This is a genomic window from Gluconacetobacter sacchari (assembly GCF_014174255.1).
GTDB lineage: Bacteria > Pseudomonadota > Alphaproteobacteria > Acetobacterales > Acetobacteraceae > Gluconacetobacter > Gluconacetobacter sacchari.
The window spans coordinates 1-17099 of record NZ_JABEQJ010000010.1; the positions used below are offsets into that span (position 1 = coordinate 1).

10 protein-coding genes and 2 pseudogenes are annotated in these 17099 nt (G+C 65.4%); 6 read left to right on the forward strand and 6 right to left on the reverse strand.

Translation table 11 applies throughout. The features are described 5' to 3' along the window. Positions 1 to 447: 447 nt before the first annotated feature. The 5 genes and pseudogenes from HLH48_RS09125 to HLH48_RS23190 form a co-directional block, all read right to left on the reverse strand. Positions 448 to 1386: a metallophosphoesterase family protein gene (locus HLH48_RS09125; RefSeq protein WP_182997204.1), complete on the reverse strand. Its 939-nt coding sequence runs from the start codon at positions 1384 to 1386 to the stop codon at positions 448 to 450. Between the two features lie 35 nt (positions 1387 to 1421). After that, on the reverse strand, positions 1422 to 3956 hold the full coding sequence (locus HLH48_RS09130; protein ID WP_182997205.1) for a TonB-dependent receptor domain-containing protein: 2535 nt from the start codon (positions 3954 to 3956) through the stop codon (positions 1422 to 1424). 94 nt (positions 3957 to 4050) lie between these two features. Continuing rightward, entirely contained in the window at positions 4051 to 4950 is a 900-nt protein-coding gene (locus HLH48_RS09135) for a FecR family protein (RefSeq protein WP_182997206.1), read from the reverse strand. A gap of 5 nt (positions 4951 to 4955) precedes the next feature. Further along, the gene (locus HLH48_RS09140) at positions 4956 to 5438 is read right to left on the reverse strand and encodes an RNA polymerase sigma factor (protein WP_182997207.1); all 483 of its coding nucleotides are present in this window, start codon (positions 5436 to 5438) and stop codon (positions 4956 to 4958) included. A 246-nt stretch (positions 5439 to 5684) separates the two neighbouring features. Beyond that, a pseudogene (locus HLH48_RS23190) lies at positions 5685 to 5923 on the reverse strand (hypothetical protein); the annotation flags it as partial. 16 nt (positions 5924 to 5939) lie between these two features. Between HLH48_RS23190 and HLH48_RS23770 the strand changes: the two are divergent. Continuing rightward, positions 5940 to 6134, forward strand: a pseudogene (locus tag HLH48_RS23770) (transposase); the annotation flags it as partial. A gap of 170 nt (positions 6135 to 6304) precedes the next feature. On the opposite strand, the gene HLH48_RS09150 reads toward HLH48_RS23770, so the two are convergent. After that, positions 6305 to 7546, reverse strand: coding sequence for a NupC/NupG family nucleoside CNT transporter (locus HLH48_RS09150; RefSeq protein ID WP_182997208.1), 1242 nt, complete (start codon positions 7544 to 7546; stop codon positions 6305 to 6307). Between the two features lie 156 nt (positions 7547 to 7702). On the opposite strand from HLH48_RS09150, the gene HLH48_RS09155 reads away from it, so the two are divergent. The 5 genes from HLH48_RS09155 (at position 7703) to HLH48_RS09175 (ending at position 16997) form a co-directional block, all read left to right on the forward strand. Continuing rightward, the gene (locus HLH48_RS09155; RefSeq protein WP_182997209.1) at positions 7703 to 8188 is read left to right on the forward strand and encodes a glutathione peroxidase; all 486 of its coding nucleotides are present in this window, start codon (positions 7703 to 7705) and stop codon (positions 8186 to 8188) included. Positions 8189 to 8284: 96 nt separating this feature from the next. Next, positions 8285 to 9853 carry a murein biosynthesis integral membrane protein MurJ gene (gene murJ / locus HLH48_RS09160; protein WP_182997210.1) on the forward strand — a complete coding sequence of 523 codons (1569 nt, stop codon included), beginning with the start codon at positions 8285 to 8287 and terminating at the stop codon, positions 9851 to 9853. A 56-nt stretch (positions 9854 to 9909) separates the two neighbouring features. After that, entirely contained in the window at positions 9910 to 12564 is a 2655-nt protein-coding gene (gene mutS, locus HLH48_RS09165) for a DNA mismatch repair protein MutS (RefSeq protein WP_182997211.1), read from the forward strand. Between the two features lie 58 nt (positions 12565 to 12622). Then, positions 12623 to 15529 (forward strand): [protein-PII] uridylyltransferase, encoded by a 2907-nt coding sequence (locus HLH48_RS09170; protein WP_182997212.1) that lies wholly within the window; start codon positions 12623 to 12625, stop codon positions 15527 to 15529. A gap of 97 nt (positions 15530 to 15626) precedes the next feature. Then, complete coding sequence (locus HLH48_RS09175; protein ID WP_182997213.1) at positions 15627 to 16997, forward strand: NAD-dependent succinate-semialdehyde dehydrogenase; 1371 nt, start codon at positions 15627 to 15629, stop codon at positions 16995 to 16997. Positions 16998 to 17099: the final 102 nt, after the last annotated feature.

Here is a 17099-nt window from a genome sequence, read left to right on the forward strand (position 1 = left end):
GCCACCTTCGCTTTGAACTCCGCGCTGTAGCGCTTTCTCGTCGTCTTCATTCCCGTCCATTCCTTCAGGTCGGGATGAGCTTAACACCCTGTCCGATTTTCCGGCTCCACCTCAGCTCAAGCCAGCCCATAAAACTGGCGGCATTGAACGCCTCCCGTTCGCTGCCGGCCCGGACGGAGACCATAAGACCGGCTCCGCGCCGTGCAGCGGATCCCCGAGCAGGCTCGCCGCAAGCAAAAAGCGTCCTTCCGCCATGCGAACCGGCAGCATCGCCAGCGTATAGAAAAAATTGTCCAGCCAATTCGGCCGCGTCAACATCCAGCACACTGGCGGCGCCGGCTGGATCCAGGTCCGAGTGATGCATGGCACGGGTCGAACCAGATCCTCAACCTCCGTCGCCAGCGCCTTTGCTCCACGCCTCCTCGGTGCATGCCGGAATGCCCAGCGTCAGTAGGTATTTTGGGGGCTCACGGTTTTGAACCCGAAGGACTTGTATTCCGTGCGAATGGCGTTGTTTTCGACATGGACGACCATGTATCCCTCAGGCGTTCCAAGGTGCCTGCCATGCCACCAGTTTCCGCTGACGGCACCGCCGGTGATGAATTGGATCCCGTTATGTTCGACCTGCTCCAGGACATGGGTATGTCCCTGGAAGACGGCCAATACGTTATGGCCCGCCATCAATGCCAGAATTTCGCGCGTGTTGACGGTGCTGAGCGCCTGATGTTTGAAAAGGGACGGACTCTCGTCCGCATAGGTATAGAACGCGGTCACCATCGGAATATGAGTGCAGACGATGATGGGCGCCGTGGCCGGAAGCGTGCGCAGATATGAACCCAACCATTCGACTTGGCGTGCGTCGAAACGCCCTTCGTAATCGCGATCAGGCGTGATGGTGACAGAGTCCAGGACGATAAAATGGACCCCCTTGTGTTGAAACGCATAATACGTCTCGCCGAATGCCTTGCGGAAGAAGTTCTTGCCGAAATCGGGGTCATGGACGGAGGCGCCGCTTTTGGCATAGACACCGAAGCAGTCGTGGTTTCCGACGGTGTGGTAAACCTTCATGCCCAGTTCCTGTTCCGTCATCTCGTACAGGTCTAGAAGCCGGCGGGCGCGTGGCATGGAAACTTCCATCGCATCGTAGACATGGTCGCCCCCCTGCAACACGAAATCCGCCTTCTCGCGGGTTGCCGACCGAAACGCCATCTGGCAGCCTTTCATCGCATCGAGTTCAGGCTGAAGATGCGTGTCGGTAATGAACAGGAACGAGAACGGCTCCTGCGTGCTGGCGGACGGGACCTGTCCGAAGGCGCTCGTTGCCAGAGCGCCAGAAAGAAGGGCGCCCCCAGAACCCAGGATATTGCGGCGTGAGAATGACGTCATGGATCGGGCAACCCTTTCAGTAAAACTGGACGGGATCAGAAAAAATGCTTCCTGAGCGTGAAGAAAGCCTGGCGCGGCGCACCCGCCTGCAAGGTCTGGTACGTTCCGTTGGGGTCGCTGTTCTTGAATCCCGTGGTGCCGATGCTTGAAATATATCCCTTGTCGAACAGGTTGACGACGTTCACCTGGGCTTCGAGCCCCCGCAGAAAACCCGGCTGCTGGAAGCGATATCCCGCCGAGAGATTGAACAGGATGCGTCCGGGAACCGGCGCATCGTTCAGAAAGGTGTAGAAACGGCGGCTCATATACTGCCCGCCGAACTGTCCCCAAATCGTTCCGTCATCATAGGCCAGTTTGAAATTGCCGATATTGCGCGGCGCCGCCACCACCTGCTTGCCAGCAATATGCAGAACCGATCCATCGACGCCGGTGATATTGTCATTGTAGTGGGCGTCGTTATAGGACCAGGCGCCGTACAGGGACCAGTTTCTGAAAAAGCGCCAGTTCGCTGCCGCTTCGACGCCGCGCGACGTCACACTGCCTACATTTTCGAGGACATTCTGGTTTCCGACGATCACGGAACTCAAGGAAGAAGCCAGAAGACGATTTTCGAAATCGACATAATATCCGGTCAGCGACGCCTGGACGCTGTCATTATGGAAACGGTAGCCGATTTCCTCGGTATTGGTCGTTTCCGGCTTCAGCTTGTCATGGATATAAGCGAAACCCGCCTGCGTGGTCGAAAAGGGACCGGTAGAGGCGGATGCCGTGTAGGCGGACATGTTTCGCGAGAAGTCAGCGAAAACTTCGTGATGCCGGTCAAAGCGGTACAGCACGCCTGCCTGCGGCAGAAAGCCGTTGGATGCGGAAATGGAAGCGTTGATCGGGTTGCTGCTCTGCGCCGTCGTGACCGCACTGTTGGAGACCAGGGATTTGAACCCGGCGTTCACGCGCAACTTTGGCGTAATCGACCAGCTATCCTCGAGGTGGAACTGATAAACATGTGTGCGGAAGGTGTATTGCCACTGCACGTCAAATGGATTTTCGTAGAAACGCTGGAAATCCGATGGCGCAACACCCTCCTGAAGGGGGTAAAGCTTCGCGGCCTGACTGAAAAGATTGTTTTCAAACCAGAAGCCGGCTTCAATCTTGTGATTCCAGCGCTGATAGCCGAGGCTGGTGATGATGCCCTCGCGTTGCATCCGGTATTCCGTCGTCGAAACCGAAAGCGGCGAGCCGCCCAAGGTGGCGGGGGTGGGATCATAGGGGTCAGTCCAGGTGCCGGGTCCCCGGTCGTAATGACCGTAAACGGTCGTGCTACCGGACAGATGCGGCACCAAATGGTAATTCAGTTTTTCATAGCCGACCATGTCCTGTCGAACGCCGCCGCCGCGATAGTACGTATCATCCGGCGAGGTATAGGGGGCCGGCAGTACCTGGTCCGCCTGATAGGCACGCGCGATCTGCTCGGCAAGCTTGTAGTTGTTGCTGATATCGTCGTGGTCGTAGCCGAAGCGTTTGATCAGGTTATTCGAGAGATCGAGGTAATCGTCTTCGCGGCGATCGTCGAAATCGAGGTAGGTCGTGGATTTTACGGAATCGCCGAGCGGCTGAACATATTTGAAGTTGATCTGCTGCTGCTTCTGCTGCCCCCATCCTTTCCACTTGTCCGCGAACTGATAATCATAGCTGGCATAAAGTTTTCCCCCACCTGGCAGGATGCCACTGTTGAGACGCATGAAGCCGCGCCAGGTGTTCGAACTGCCGACGGTTCCTGCTACATCCACGCCATAATGATCCGTGGGGTCGATGGACGAGAACTGAATTGTTCCGCCCAAATTGCTGGTGGAGGCGGTACCAAGGCCGCCCGTGCCCTGGGCCAGGGTGGCCGGACCGTTGTTCTCGGTCTCGAGGGCACGACCGATGGCCAGACCGTTATTATTGCGATACTGCATATTTCCCAAAGGAATTCCGTCCAGCGTATAGCCGATCTGGTCCGTGAAGAAACCGCGTATCGTGATCTGCTGGGCCCATTCGTACGCTCCCAGAGGATCGGAAGACTGGAAATTGACGCCGGGAAGTTCGGAAAGGACGGCCAGAGGCGACGTGCCGGGCGCCGCCTTACGGATTTCGCTGCGCGAGAGAGTCTGAACCTGCCTGGACTGACCCGTCCCGAAAACGACCATGGCCTCTTCACGCACCGGAGCGCTTCTGGCGGGAGGCTTCGATAGTTTTTTCGCCGCGGGATCCGTGTCCGGCCGGATGACGACTGTACCGCCGGCGTCCCTGGAGACTCGCAGGCCGCTGCCCTGGGTCAGGTGCTGCAACGCCTCGTCAAACGTATATCTGCCATTCAATGCGGGGGCCATGCGCCCCTCCAACGCCGTTTCCGAAAAAAGTATATCGTGATGGCTGATACGGGAAAGTTCGGCCAGCGTCGTGGAGATAGGCTGCGCGCCGATATGCAGGGTCAGCGAAGGCAGCGTTTGGGAAAACGCCTGTCCGGCGACGCCGGCGAGAAAGGTCGCCGCCAGCATGGCGGGAGGAAAGCAGGATTTGAAGCAAGGCATGAGAGGAGGTCTCCGAAGCATGGCGCCGCATCGGGCGTCTTCCTTGCTGACGAATGGGGGCCCCCTCCACCTCAGTAAAAAATGATCGCTGTCATCAAAGCTTAACGATCGTGATCTCCTTGCCGAAAGTCGCACGGACGGGAAGGACGTTTTCCAGAAGACGCGCGAAGGCTGCGTTTTGCCCGAAATGGTAAAATCCGGAGATACGAAGATTGGCTGCGGAATCCTGAACCAGAATCTTTGTCGTCGAATAGCGGTTCATTTCCTCCACCGCCTCGCTCAGTGGCGTGTTGCGGAAAGCCAGGCGTCCGCTGCGCCACGCCATGACGTCGTCGATGAGCGGGTGGTCGATCGACAGACGGCCGTCGGGAAGGATGGTCGCACGCTCCCCTGCCCGAAGCCCGCACGGGGACGCCATGCCCGCGCGGGACAGAACCGCTGTTCCACTCAGAACGGTGAGCGTGTTCTTGAGGGGAGAACGAAACATATTGAACGATCCGGACGGAAGGCAGGCATGCCACTGTTCCAGATCAATCCCGTTACGCGTGTCGTCCCCACGGCAATTGACCTGGATCTGTCCGTACAACAGTGCAAGCGTGCGGGGGCGCCCATGGACGGCAACCGAACTGTCGCTGTCCAGCAGAACGGTCATTGAGGGCGAGGCTGCGAACGTCATCTGCTGGCCGGTTCTGGTAGCGCGTATCGTCGCTTCGGCAGGGTCGGGAAGCACGGCGAAAGCGCCGAGCATGAGGGCGGACACGCCAGCCAGCACCCCCCTGCGGGTCAGAAGAGCCGGAGAGACCGCCACAGTCCTGCCAGATTGGGAGGTCGCGATTTCAGATGCCTGCCAAATTGCGGAAATCAGTTCATATGCCTGCGCCTGCGCGGGCGTTTCATTGTACCAAGCGGTAAACCTCTGCCGATCCTGTTCAGAAAAGTCCGGCGCATGGAGCCGCGCGAACCAGTACGCCGCCGTTTCGTGAAGAGTGGCCATAGGTCTTAATCCAGGAGTCTTTTTGCCAACAAGACCAAGGTCTTACTGATATGTTTTTCTACATTGCTAACGGTGCATCCAACCCGTTCCGCGATTTGCGGATAGGAGAGCCCTTCAATACGATGAAGCAGGAAAATTTCCTTCGTCCGTTCGTCCAGATCCTGTATGCTCCTTGCTAATGTGTCGAGCCTCTGTCGGGACATGGCTGTCTCGACCGGCGTCGGGCCGGTGCAGGGTACGGACTGCATGTGTTCGTCATCGACAAAGGATATCGGACCGTTTCGTTCACGGCGCACCGAGTCGCATGCTGCATTCTGGGCCGCCCGGACCAAATACGCTTCCACATTGCGTATGTTGCCAGGCTTGAGTTCGAGCAGCTTGAGAAATGCGGATTGCAGCAGATCGTCGGCATCGGAGCGCCCTGTCCTTCGCTGTATCCTGAGTAACAGAAGCGACCAACTTGACTGGGACCTGACCCACTCGCTCATGCGGTCCCGCTGAGGTAACGAGCGAACATACCATTGCTGAATATGACGGGCACAGGTGCCTCCCCCATGAATCAACGCCAGTCTGCTAATGCAGCGGCCTGCATTTCGGAAGGAAATTCTCCGATCTTCTTAAAACCTTCACAGTGACGTTCCCACCAGCGTCCCAAATCGAGAGTCGAAGCGTCCCGGGCTTCCCGGAGGCCATTTGGTGTACCGGCCTCGGTGTTTGAGACAGTTGGTCAGGGCCTAGGCGGCGCGAGCCACATTGGAAAGAGCCCCGGCGCACACGGCATTGGGGGACAGGAAACCATGCCGTTCGAGGAGCCGGGTTTCGTTGTATGGATCGCGGAATTCCAGCAGGGCCTGCCGGAACTCCTCGACGGTTTCGAAGACCCGAACCCAGAGCAGGTTCTCCTTCGGGGCGCGGACGGTCCCTTCGGCGCGCCGGTCCGCGAGGGAGCCAGCAGATGGAGGGTTCGAAAAACCTCTTAACGTCCGTCCGGGGGCGGCAAACGGAGCGTCCGACTGCGCGAGGTCGTCAACGGATTGATGTATGTCCTGTCGACCGGCTGCCAGTGGCGGGCGGTCCAGAAAGATCTGCCGCAGCGCTCGACGGTCTACGATTATTTCGATCTGTGGACCTGGGATCGCACGATCGACCGCATCCATCATGCGCTCTATGTCGCCTGCCGGGAGCGGAATGAGATCGTAGATCGGGCCGAGCGCACCGCCCGCTTCCTGCGCCTGATATGTCTGCGCGACGGCTATCCCTCAAATCCATCATCGGCGGACTTCGCAATTGGCTGGGGTTCCCGGCAACATAAACGCCGCCGGCCGTCCGATAGCCTCCCCACCGACACATTGGACTAACCGACGAACATGCCGGCAATCGTGGCGCTGGCGAAATTCGACAGCGACCCGGCAAACACCGCCCGCACCCCCATGCCGGCCACCTCTCCCCGCCGCTCGGGGGCAATGCTGCCGAAGCCGGCAATCAGGATACCCACCGACGACAGGTTGGCAAACCCGCACAGCGCGAACGAAGCAATCGCCAGCGCGCGCGCGTCCAGCGTCGCATCATGAAAATGCGGACCGAGCGCGACATAGGCCACGAACTCGTTGAACACGAGTTTCTGACCCATGATCGCGCCAACCACCCCGCTCTCATGCCACGGCACCCCGATCAGCCACGCCAGCGGGGCAAAGATCACGCCGAAAATCGTCTCCAGCGACAGATTCCCCACGCCGAACCAGCCCCCCAACCCATGGATCAGCCCATTGGCCAGCGCGATCAGCCCGATAAAGGCAATCAGCATTCCCCCCACCGCCACCGCCACGCCGACACCGCTGGCGGTGCCGATCGCGATGGCCTCGAAGACATTGACCGGATGCTCATGGCCGAATTCCAGGTCGAGACCCGAAACCCGCGTCGGCGTGCGCGACGGCATCAATATCTTGGCGAACAGCAGGCCGCCCGGAATCGCCATCACCGACGCCGCCAGCAGGTAATCCATCGGCACGCCCAGGCCCGCATACCCCACCAGCACCGAGCCCGCGACCGAGGCGGTGCCGCTGCACATGACGGCGAACAGTTCCTCGCGCGTCAGCAGCGGCACGTACGGGCGCAGCGCCACCGGCATCTCGCTCTGGCCGAGGAAGATCGTCGTGACGGCGGAAAAGGATTCGATCATCGAGGTGCCCAGCACCCGCCGCAGCAACCCGCCCAGCAGCCGTGCCAGGCGCTGCATGACGCGATAATAATACAGGATCGCGATCAACGCCGAGATATAGGCGATCTGCGGCAGGATCCGCAGCGCGAAGACGAATCCCCCCCCGGGAAACAGCGCATCCATGCGCGGGCCGACCAACGGGCCGAACAGGAAGGCGCTGCCCTGCGCGCCGTATCCCAGCACGGTATCGACCGCGCCGGACACCGCATGCAGCGCCAGCCGTCCCGGCGGCACGAACAGGACCAGCCCCCCCAGCGCCACCTGCATCGCCACGGCGGCCAATACGATCCGGGGCCGGATGCCCCGCCGGTCGGCCGAAAACGCCACGGCGAGCGCGATCAGGCAGGCCAGCCCGAAAATTCCATGCAGGACCGCCATGCATACCCTACCAATCCAAAACCGTAACGAGAGTGTGCCTTGCACGCCGTGCTGTCCAGAGCGGCGGAGCGCGCCGGGCATGCCCACTCGTGCGGCGGCGGGAACTGTTTTAGGATACGGGCTCGCCACAGACCGCAACAGATCGAATCGGCTGCCATGACGACCGCTTACGACTTTACCCTGCCGGCCCTGGAAGGCGGCACGATCGACCTCGGCGCCCTGCGCGGCAAGCCGGTGCTGATCGTCAACACCGCGTCGAAATGCGGCTTCACCCCCCAGTTCGAGGGCTTGCAGGCGCTGTGGTCGTTCTATCGCGGCAGCGGCCTGACGGTGGTCGGCGTGCCGTCGAACGATTTCGGCCAGCAGGAACCCGGCTCCGCCGAGCAGATCGCCACGTTCTGCGCCCGCAATTACAGCGTGACCTTCCCCATGGCCACGCGCAGCCACGTCCGCGGCCCCGAGGCGATTCCCCTTTTCCAGTGGCTGGGCCAGCAGGGCGGCGTGCTCGCCCGCCCGCGCTGGAATTTCTACAAATACCTGATCGGCCGGGACGGCACGCTGGCCAACTGGTTCGTCAGCCTGACCTCGCCCGAATCGCGGCGCATGCGCCTGGCCATCGAGCGCACGATCCTCGATCACTGACCGCCCTCGCTGAAACCGCCGTAGCGCCGCGCGAATCACGCTGGGCCGGACCGGCGGGGTCATGCATCATGCGCGCGGCAGATCAGGAGGTCCCGCTTGCTCAAGGGTTTTCTCACCGTCGGCGGCTGGACCATGCTCAGCCGCGTGCTGGGCCTGGTGCGCGACCAGCTTCTGGCGGCCTTCCTGGGGGCCGGCCCGGTCCAGGACGCCTATCAGGTCGCCTTCCGCCTGCCCAACATGTTCCGCCAATTGTTCGGCGAGGGCGCGCTCAACACGGCATTCGTGCCGCTCTTCTCCGCCATGCTCACGACCGAGGGCCCCGAGCAGGCCCGCCGCTTCGCCAGCGAGACCTTCAGCGTCCTGCTGACGTGGCTGACGCTGATCGCGGTGCTGGGCGAACTCTTCATGCCCCAGGTCGTCGGCGTGATCGCCGCCGGCTTCCCCATGCAGGGCGACCGCTTCCATATCGCGGTCGCGCTCAGCCGCATCACCTTTCCCTACCTGGTCCTGATCTGCGCCGCGGCGCTGGTGTCGGGCGTGCTGAACGGCCTGCACCGGTTCGGGGCCGCTGCTGCGGCCTATGTATCCTTCAACGTCGTCGGCATCGCCGCGATCCTCCTGCTGGCGCCGCTGACGGGCAATGTCGGCCAGGCCGCCGCCTGGGGCGTCACCGCATCGGGCGTCGTCCAGCTCGGGCTGCTGCTGCTGGCGGCAAGGCGCGCCGGCTTCCGCCTGATGCTGCTGCCGCCGCGCCTGACGGCGCGCATCCACACCCTGGTCCGGCGCATGGCGATCGGCTGCCTGGGCAGCGGCATCAGCCAGATCAACCTGCTGGTCGATACCATCATCGCCTCGTACCTGCCGCCGGGCAGCGTATCGTTCATCTATTTCGCCGACCGCATCAACCAGTTGCCGCTGGGCGTGCTGGGGGCGGCCGCCGGCACCACCCTGCTGCCGGTCCTCAGCCGCCATGTCGCGGCCCAGGACCATGAGGGCGCACATGGCGCGCAAAACCGGGCGATCGACTACGCGATGGTCCTGACCCTGCCCGCCGCGTTGGGCATGATCGTCCTGGCCCACCCGATCATCGCCACCCTGTTCCAGCACGGCGCCTTCACCGAACGCGACGCCATGCTGTCGGCGCAGTCGCTGCGCGCCTTCGCCATCGGCCTGCCGGCCTTCGTGCTGATCAAGGTCCTCGCCCCGGGCTTCTTCGCCAGGGGCGATACCGCGACGCCGGTGCGGATCGGCCTGTTCACCCTCACCCTCAATTTCATCCTGAACCTGCTGCTGATGCATCCGCTGCGCCATGCCGGCCCCCCGCTGGCCAGCGCGCTCGCGGCCATCGTCAATGTCGCCACGCTCGCCGTCCTGCTGCGCCGCCGGGGCCTGCTGCGCATCGCCCCCGCCACGCTTTCGCGGGTCGCCCGCATGCTGCTCGCGGCCCTGTTCATGGCGGCGACGCTGCTGATGCTGAACCTGACGGCCCTGGGGCCCCTGGCCGTCCGCCACGGCCCCCTGCGAATCGTGGCGCTGATGGCGCTGGTCGCGGCCGGCATGCTGGCCTACGGCATCGCGCTGCAAACCCTGGGCGTGATGGAGCTCCGCGCCGCCGTCACGACGCTGCGCGCCCGCCTGGGCCGGCGGCGCAGCCGTACAGCCTGAGCGGCGACGCATTTCCCGGCTGGCCCACCAGCCCCGGGGCCTGTACACAGGCCGGCATGACGCTCCCTTCCCCGGACGGCGCCACCCCCGCCATGGCGCAATGGTTTTCCCTGAAAGCCGAACATCCCGAAGCCCTGCTGTTCTTCCGCATGGGCGATTTCTACGAAATGTTCTTCTCCGACGCCGAAGCGGCGGCCGGGGCGCTGGACATCGCGCTGACGACGCGCGGCACCCATGGCGACATGCCGATCCCGATGTGCGGCGTGCCGGTGGCGGCCGCCTCGGCCTACCTGGCAAGGCTGATCCGCCGGGGGTTCCGCGTCGCGGTGGCCGAGCAGACCGAGCCGCCGCGCAAGCCCGGCAAGGGCGTCGCCAAGGGCCCGCTGGCGCGCGCGGTGGTGCGCCTGGTCACCCCCGGCACCCTGACCGAGGACGAACTGCTGGAAGCCGGCCGCCAGAACCTGCTGGTGGCGGTAGCGGCAGGCGCCGGCCGCGCCCCGTCAACCCGTGGCTGGGGCGTCGCCTGGATCGACATCTCGACCGGCGCGTTCGAGACCGCATCGGTCCCGCCCGACGGGCTGATGGACCTGCTGGGCCGCCTGGACCCGGCCGAGATCCTGGCCGCCGCCGGGGTGGAGCTGGGCGATTTCGATGCCCGTCGCGCGCCGCAGGCCACCGTCCCCGCCGCCGCGACGGCACGCCGCCGGGTAGCCGAAACCTTCCAGGTCGCCAACCTGGACGCCTTCGGCACCTTTTCCGACGAGGAAGCGGTCGCCGCCGCGATGGCGCTCGATTACGTCCGCCGCAGCCAGGCCGGGCAGATGCCGCGCCTCGCCCACCCCCACGCCCATGAAAACGGGGGCATCCTGGGCCTCGACCCCGCCACCCGCGCCAGCCTCGACCTGCTGCGCACCCGCGACGGCAGCACCGAGCATACGCTGCTGGCCAGCGTCGGCCGCACCGTCACCGCGCCGGGCAGCCGCCTGCTGGCGGAATGGATCGCCGCCCCGCTGACCCGCTGCGCCCCGATCGCCGCCCGCCAGGACGGATGGTCGTGGCTGATCGACGAGGGCGGCGTCCGCGCGGCCCTGCGCCAGGGGCTGCGCGGCACGCCCGACATCGCCCGCGCCCTGGCCCGCCTGTCGCTGGGCCGTGGCCTGCCGCGCGACGCGGCGGCGGTGCGCGACGGCCTGTCCATCGCCCGGCGCATCGCCGCCGCCCTGGCCGATGGCCGCGCGGCGCCACCCGCCCCGATCGCGGACGCGATGCGCCACCTGGGCGGCGGCACGGCGCTGGAAGAGCGGCTGAAGCACGCCCTGGCCGATTCCCTGCCCGCACGGGTCGAGGATGGCGGCGTGATCGCGGCGGGCTTCGATCCCGAACTGGATGCCGAACGCGGGCTGCGCGACGACAGCCGGCGCATCATCGCCGGATTGCAGAACGACTACGCGCAGCAATTCGGCGTCGCCAGCCTCAAGGTCCGCCATCACGCGCAGCTCGGCTACGTCATCGAAATCCCCACCGCCGCGGCGGCCCGGGTGCGCGACCGCACCGACCTGATCCTGCGCCAGGGCACCGCCAGCGCCGCGCGCTTCGCGACCGACGAACTGATCACCCTGGACCGCCGCATCGCCGAGGCCGGCGAACGCGCCGGCACGCGTGAGCGCGCCATCTTCGCCACTCTGGTGCGCGACATCCTGGCCGAGCCGGCGGTCCCCGCCATCGCCCAGGCACTGGCGGTGCTGGACGTACTGCAATCCTGCGCCGACCTCGCGGCCGGCGGCCTGTGGTGCCGGCCGGACATCACCGACGACGCCGCCTTCGCTCTCACGGCCTGCCGCCACCCGGTGGTCGAGGCCGCGCTGCCACGCAGCGAGCGCTTCACCCCCAACGATTGCGTGCTGGACCCGGCCCAGCGCGTCATGCTGCTGACCGGGCCGAACATGGCCGGCAAATCGACCTTCCTGCGCCAGAACGCGCTGGCCGTGATCCTGGCGCAGGCCGGCCTGCCGGTTCCGGCCAAGGCCGCGCGGATCGGCATCGTCGACCGCCTGTTCTCGCGCGTCGGCGCGTCGGACGACCTGGCGCGCGGCCGCTCGACCTTCATGGTCGAAATGACCGAGACGGCGGCGATCCTCAACCTGGCCGGCCCGCGCTCGCTGGTGGTGGTGGACGAAATCGGCCGCGGCACCGCGACGCTGGACGGCCTGGCCATCGCCTGGGCGGTGCTGGAAGCCATGCATTCCACGTTGCGGTGCCGCTCGATTTTCGCAACCCATTTCCATGAGCTGGCCGAACTGGCCGAGAGTCTCCCCCGCCTGTCCCCCCACACCATGAGCGTGCGCGAATGGAAGGGCCAGGTGGTGTTCCAGCACGAGGTCGTGCCGGGGGCGGCCCGCCGAAGCTGGGGGGTGCATGTCGCCCGGCTGGCGGGGGTGCCGGAGCCCGTCGTCCGCCGTGCGGCGCGGCTCCTGACCGGCCTGGAAAAGGAACGCGCGGTCGGCGCCCGCCCCCTCCCGCTCTTCGCTCCCGCCGACCCGCCGGCGCGGCCCGAAGCCGCCGATACCGCCGGGCCCGAGATCCCCGAAGCGGTGCGCCAGATGCTCGACCAGCTCGATCCGGACGCCTTGACGCCACGCGGCGCGCTGGACATGGTCTACGCGCTCAAGAAACTGATGCTTGAAGAATCGCGACATCTGGACCACGGATAGTCTGTGTGGCCGGGCGCCTGTCCGGCCGTCAGCATTTTCAGGAACCGATCACGCCGCGATGCCGACTCCGTCTTCCCCTTCCCTGTCCGTCAGGGACCTGACCCAATGCCTCGCGGCCTCTCTCCTGTCACCGGAAACGGGCGATGCCGTCCCGCGTGAGGTGGCGATCGGCCTGTTCCGCCGGCATCTCGCCCGCTTCCAGGCCACGGTCCGCGAGGAATTCGAGGCCCATCGCCTGCATGGCGCCTCCGCCGCCAAGCAACTGGCGCGATATACCGACGGCATGATCCGCACCCTGGTCGATTTCACGGTCGCGCACGCGCTGGATCCGGCGCGCGAACCCGGGGCGCCCGAATCCGGGCCGCCGGCGCTCGCGGTGGCCGCGACGGGCGGCTACGGACGCGGCATGCTGGCCCCCTTCAGCGATATCGACCTGCTGTTCCTCACGCCCGACGAGCCCTCGGCCGATGTCGGCCGCGTCGTCGAATATATCCTGTATTTCCTGTGGGACCTGGGGCTGAAGGTCGGCCACGCCACCCGCTCGATCCCCCAATGCATCGCCGAGGCCGAAGCCGACACCACCGTCCGCACCACCCTGCTGGATGCCCGGCTGCTGGCGGGTGACGACGCGCTGTTCGCGATGTTCGAGGCCCGCTACATCGTCGCGTGCGTCGAGGCCGGGGCCGCGCGCTTCATCACCGACAAGCGCAAGGAACGCACGGCCCGCCACCACCGGTTCGGCGACAGCCCCTACCTGGTGGAACCGAACGTCAAGGAAGGGCGCGGCGGCCTGCGCGACCTGCAAACGCTGTACTGGATGTGCCGCTACACTTTCGGCACCCGCCACGTCTCCGACCTGCTGGCCCCCGGCTTCAGCAGCCTGGGCCTGCTGACCGAGCAGGAAGCCAAGCGCGCCCGCCGCTCGTGGAACTTCCTGTGGAGCGTGCGGCTGCACCTGCACTACATCTCGGGCCGCGCCGAGGAACGGCTGACCTTCGACGTCCAGCCGGTGGTCGGCGCGCGCATGGGCTATACCCGCCACGGCCGCCAGGTCGGGGTGGAGCGCTTCATGCGCCATTATTTCCTGACGGTGCGCGAGGTCATGCGCCTGACCCACGTGCTGGAACCGGCGGTGATGCGCCAGGCGCTGGGCCCGACCGCCAACGCCCCCCAGGCCGACGCCGCGATGCGCGACGCGGGCTTCACGGTTCTGGACGGCCAGATCCTGCCCGAACGCGGCACCTCGTTCGATGACGAGCCGATCCAGATGATGCGGCTGCTGGAATGGGCGCGCACGCGCAAGCTGCCGATCCACCCGCTGGCCATGCACAAGCTGATCCGGTGGGAGCGCCGGGCCGCCAGCCTGCGCGGCAATCCCGAGGCGGCGCGGATCTTCCTCGACCTGCTGTGCGGCGCCCCGCCGGAACGCGCCCCCCGCCTCTCCGCCGCCGAAACCGCGCCGCGCGACGAGGTTCCCAGCTTCCACGCCACCGCCGAGGACCGCCGCCAGGGCAACGCCTACTGGCTGCACATCATGAACGAAACCGGGATCATGGGGCGCCTGCTGCCCGACTGGTCGCGCATCGTCGGCCAGATGCAGTTCGACACCTATCACGTCTTCACGGTCGACGAGCACACGATCGAGGCCATCCGCATCTTCGGCCGGATCGAACATGGCGCGATGGCCGACGAAATCCCGCTGGCCTACGACCTGGCGCGCAATCTCCAGTCCCGCCGCGCGCTGTACATGGCCATCCTGCTGCACGACATCGCCAAGGGGCGCGGCGGCGACCATTCCGAACTCGGGTCCGAGATCGCGCTCGAGGTCTGCCCCGAAATGGGCCTGACCGGCGAGGAGACCGAGACCGTCTCATGGCTGGTGCTGCACCACCTGCTGCTCAGCCAGACCGCCTTCCAACGCGATATCGACGACCCCAAGACCATCCTGGACCTGGCCGACACCATCCAGTCGCCCGAGCGGCTGCGCCTGCTGCTGCTGCTGACGATCGTGGACATGCGCGCCGTCAGCCCGCGCGTATGGAACGCCTGGAAGGCCACCCTGCTGCACGAACTCTACATGCGCGTGGCCGAGGTGCTGGAAGGCGGCCTGGCCACCACCGAGCGCGACGTGCGCGTGGCCCGCGCCAAGGAAGCGGTGGCCGAAATCCTGGACGAGGACGACTTCACCCAGGAGGACACGGAGCATTTCCTCGGCCTGGGCTATGGCAGCTACTGGCTGTCCTTCGACCAGGACACCCACGCCCGCCACGCGCTGCTGGTCCGCGAATCCGAACGGCGCGAGTCTCCGCTGACGGTCGAAACCCAGCCCCTGCCCACCCGCGGCGTGACCGAGGTCACGATCTACACCGCCGACCATCCCGGCCTGTTCTCGCGCATCGCCGGCGCGCTGGCCATCGCGGGGGCCTCGATCGTGGATGCGCGCATCCACACGTTGATCAACGGCATGGCGCTGGACACGTTCTGGATCCAGGACGCCGGCGGCGAGGCGTTCGAGGAACCGCACCAGCTCGCCCGCCTCTCCACCCTGGTCGAGCAGACCCTGTCCGGGCGGGTGGATATCACGCGCGAAATCGCCGGCATGGGCCGCATGCGCTACGGGCGGCGCATGCGCGCGATCCACGTGCCCCCCCGGGTCGTGATCGATAACCGCGCCTCCAACAGCTACACGGTCATCGAGATCAACGGCCGCGACCGGCCCGGCCTGCTGCATGACGTGACGCAGGCGATCAGCGACCATAAATTGCAGATCGCCTCGGCCCACATCACCACCTACGGCGTGCGCGCGGTCGACGTCTTCTACGTCAAGGATCTGTTCGGCCTGAAGATCACCGACGAACGCCGCCTGACCGAAATCCGCGAGGCCCTGATCGTGGGCCTGCGCCAGGCCGAGGAAGCCGCGACCAGCGACGCCGACGCGCCCCCCATCGAAACCCTGTCGATCTGACGGGCCGATCACGCCTCCGCGATCCCGCTCTGGATATTCGGACCGCCCACCCAACATGGAAGGCTTCTGTGTTGAAGGCGCCCAGGAGAATGGCCCGATGAGCATGTATCGCACGATCAACCCCGCCACCGGCAAGACCGAGAAAACCTTCGATCTGCACAGCGACCAGGAGATCGGGCGCAAGCTGGAAACCGCGCACACGCTCTGGAGGGACGACTGGCGCCACCGCCCCTTCGCCGAGCGCCGCGCCATCGTCGCCAGGGCCGCCGACATCCTGCGCCGCGACAGGGAAAAACACGCGCGCCTGATTTCCATCGAAATGGGCAAGATACTGCCCGAAGCGATCGGAGAAATCGAACTCTCGGCCGATATCCTCGCCTATTACGCCGAAAAGGCCGAGCAATTCCTCGCCCCGATGGAACTGGAGGTCAAAAGCGGCCGCGCCACGGTCCTCAGCCAGTCGCTCGGCGTGATCTATTGCGTCGAACCCTGGAACTTCCCCTATTACCAGCTCGCGCGCGTCGCCGCCCCCAACCTGATGGCGGGCAATGTGGTGATGGTGAAGCACGCGCCCGGCGTGCCGCAATGCGCCGAGGCGTTCGAGTCCCTGTTCCGCGAGGCCGGCGCCCCGGCCGGCGCCTACACCAACCTGTTCATCACCAACGACCAGTCCGAATCCCTGATCGCCCGGCCGGAAATCCGTGGCGTCGCCCTCACGGGCAGCGAGCGCGCCGGCAGCGCGGTGGCGGCCCAGGCCGGCCGCGCGCTCAAGAAAAGCACGATGGAACTGGGCGGCGCCGACGCCTTCATCGTGCTCGACGATGCCGATCTGGACCAGGTGATCCCCAACGCCGTCGCGGGGCGGATGTGGAACAACGGCCAGGTCTGCACCGCCGCCAAGCGCATGATCGTCCATGACTCGCTGGTCGAGGATTTCACGATCCGCCTGCAAAAGGCGATCGGCGAATTCCGCTATGGCGATCCGCTGGAACAGGGCGTGACCCACGGCCCGATGAGCAGCGAGGACGCGATGACCCGCGCGATCTCGCAGGTCGACAAGGCGGTGAAGCACGGGGCGACCCTGGTGACCGGCGGCACGCGGCTCGAACGCGACGGCTTCTTCATGCAGGCCGCGATCCTGACAGGCGTGACGAAGGACAATCCGGCCTTCTACGAAGAGATCTTCGGCCCCGTCGCCACCATCTATCCGGTCGGGAGCGAAGAGGAAGCCATCGCCCTGGCCAATGACTCGCCCTACGGGCTCGGCGGCTCGGTCCACACCGGCAACGTCGCGCGCGGCCGCAAGGTCGCCGAGAAGATCGAAACCGGCATGGTCTTCATCAACGAGGTCACGGGCACCGCGCCCGACCTGCCCTTCGGCGGCGTCCGCAATTCCGGCTATGGCCGCGAACTGTCGGAATTCGGCATCACCGAATTCGTCAATCACAAGCTGATCCACACTCCCTGACGCCCGCCTGCCCCGGCCCGATCCACGCATCGGTCGGGGCCCCGCCTCACCGAACCGTTTCCAGGTCATTCCGAAACCGGCATCATGGCGCCAGCCCGGCCG

What these genes read in the sequence shown, in the direction of transcription:
- HLH48_RS09140 (WP_182997207.1), bottom strand. Translation starts at nt 5,438, where the DNA reads ATGAGCGAGTGGGTCAGGTCCCAGTCAAGTTGGTCGCTTCTGTTACTC.
- HLH48_RS09150 (WP_182997208.1), bottom strand. Translation starts at nt 7,546, where the DNA reads ATGGCGGTCCTGCATGGAATTTTCGGGCTGGCCTGCCTGATCGCGCTC.
- HLH48_RS09175 (WP_182997213.1), top strand. Translation starts at nt 15,627, where the DNA reads ATGAGCATGTATCGCACGATCAACCCCGCCACCGGCAAGACCGAGAAA.
- HLH48_RS09155 (WP_182997209.1), top strand. Translation starts at nt 7,703, where the DNA reads ATGACGACCGCTTACGACTTTACCCTGCCGGCCCTGGAAGGCGGCACG.
- HLH48_RS09130 (WP_182997205.1), bottom strand. Translation starts at nt 3,956, where the DNA reads ATGCCTTGCTTCAAATCCTGCTTTCCTCCCGCCATGCTGGCGGCGACC.
- mutS (WP_182997211.1), top strand. Translation starts at nt 9,910, where the DNA reads ATGACGCTCCCTTCCCCGGACGGCGCCACCCCCGCCATGGCGCAATGG.
- HLH48_RS09135 (WP_182997206.1), bottom strand. Translation starts at nt 4,950, where the DNA reads ATGGCCACTCTTCACGAAACGGCGGCGTACTGGTTCGCGCGGCTCCAT.
- HLH48_RS09125 (WP_182997204.1), bottom strand. Translation starts at nt 1,386, where the DNA reads ATGACGTCATTCTCACGCCGCAATATCCTGGGTTCTGGGGGCGCCCTT.
- HLH48_RS09170 (WP_182997212.1), top strand. Translation starts at nt 12,623, where the DNA reads ATGCCGACTCCGTCTTCCCCTTCCCTGTCCGTCAGGGACCTGACCCAA.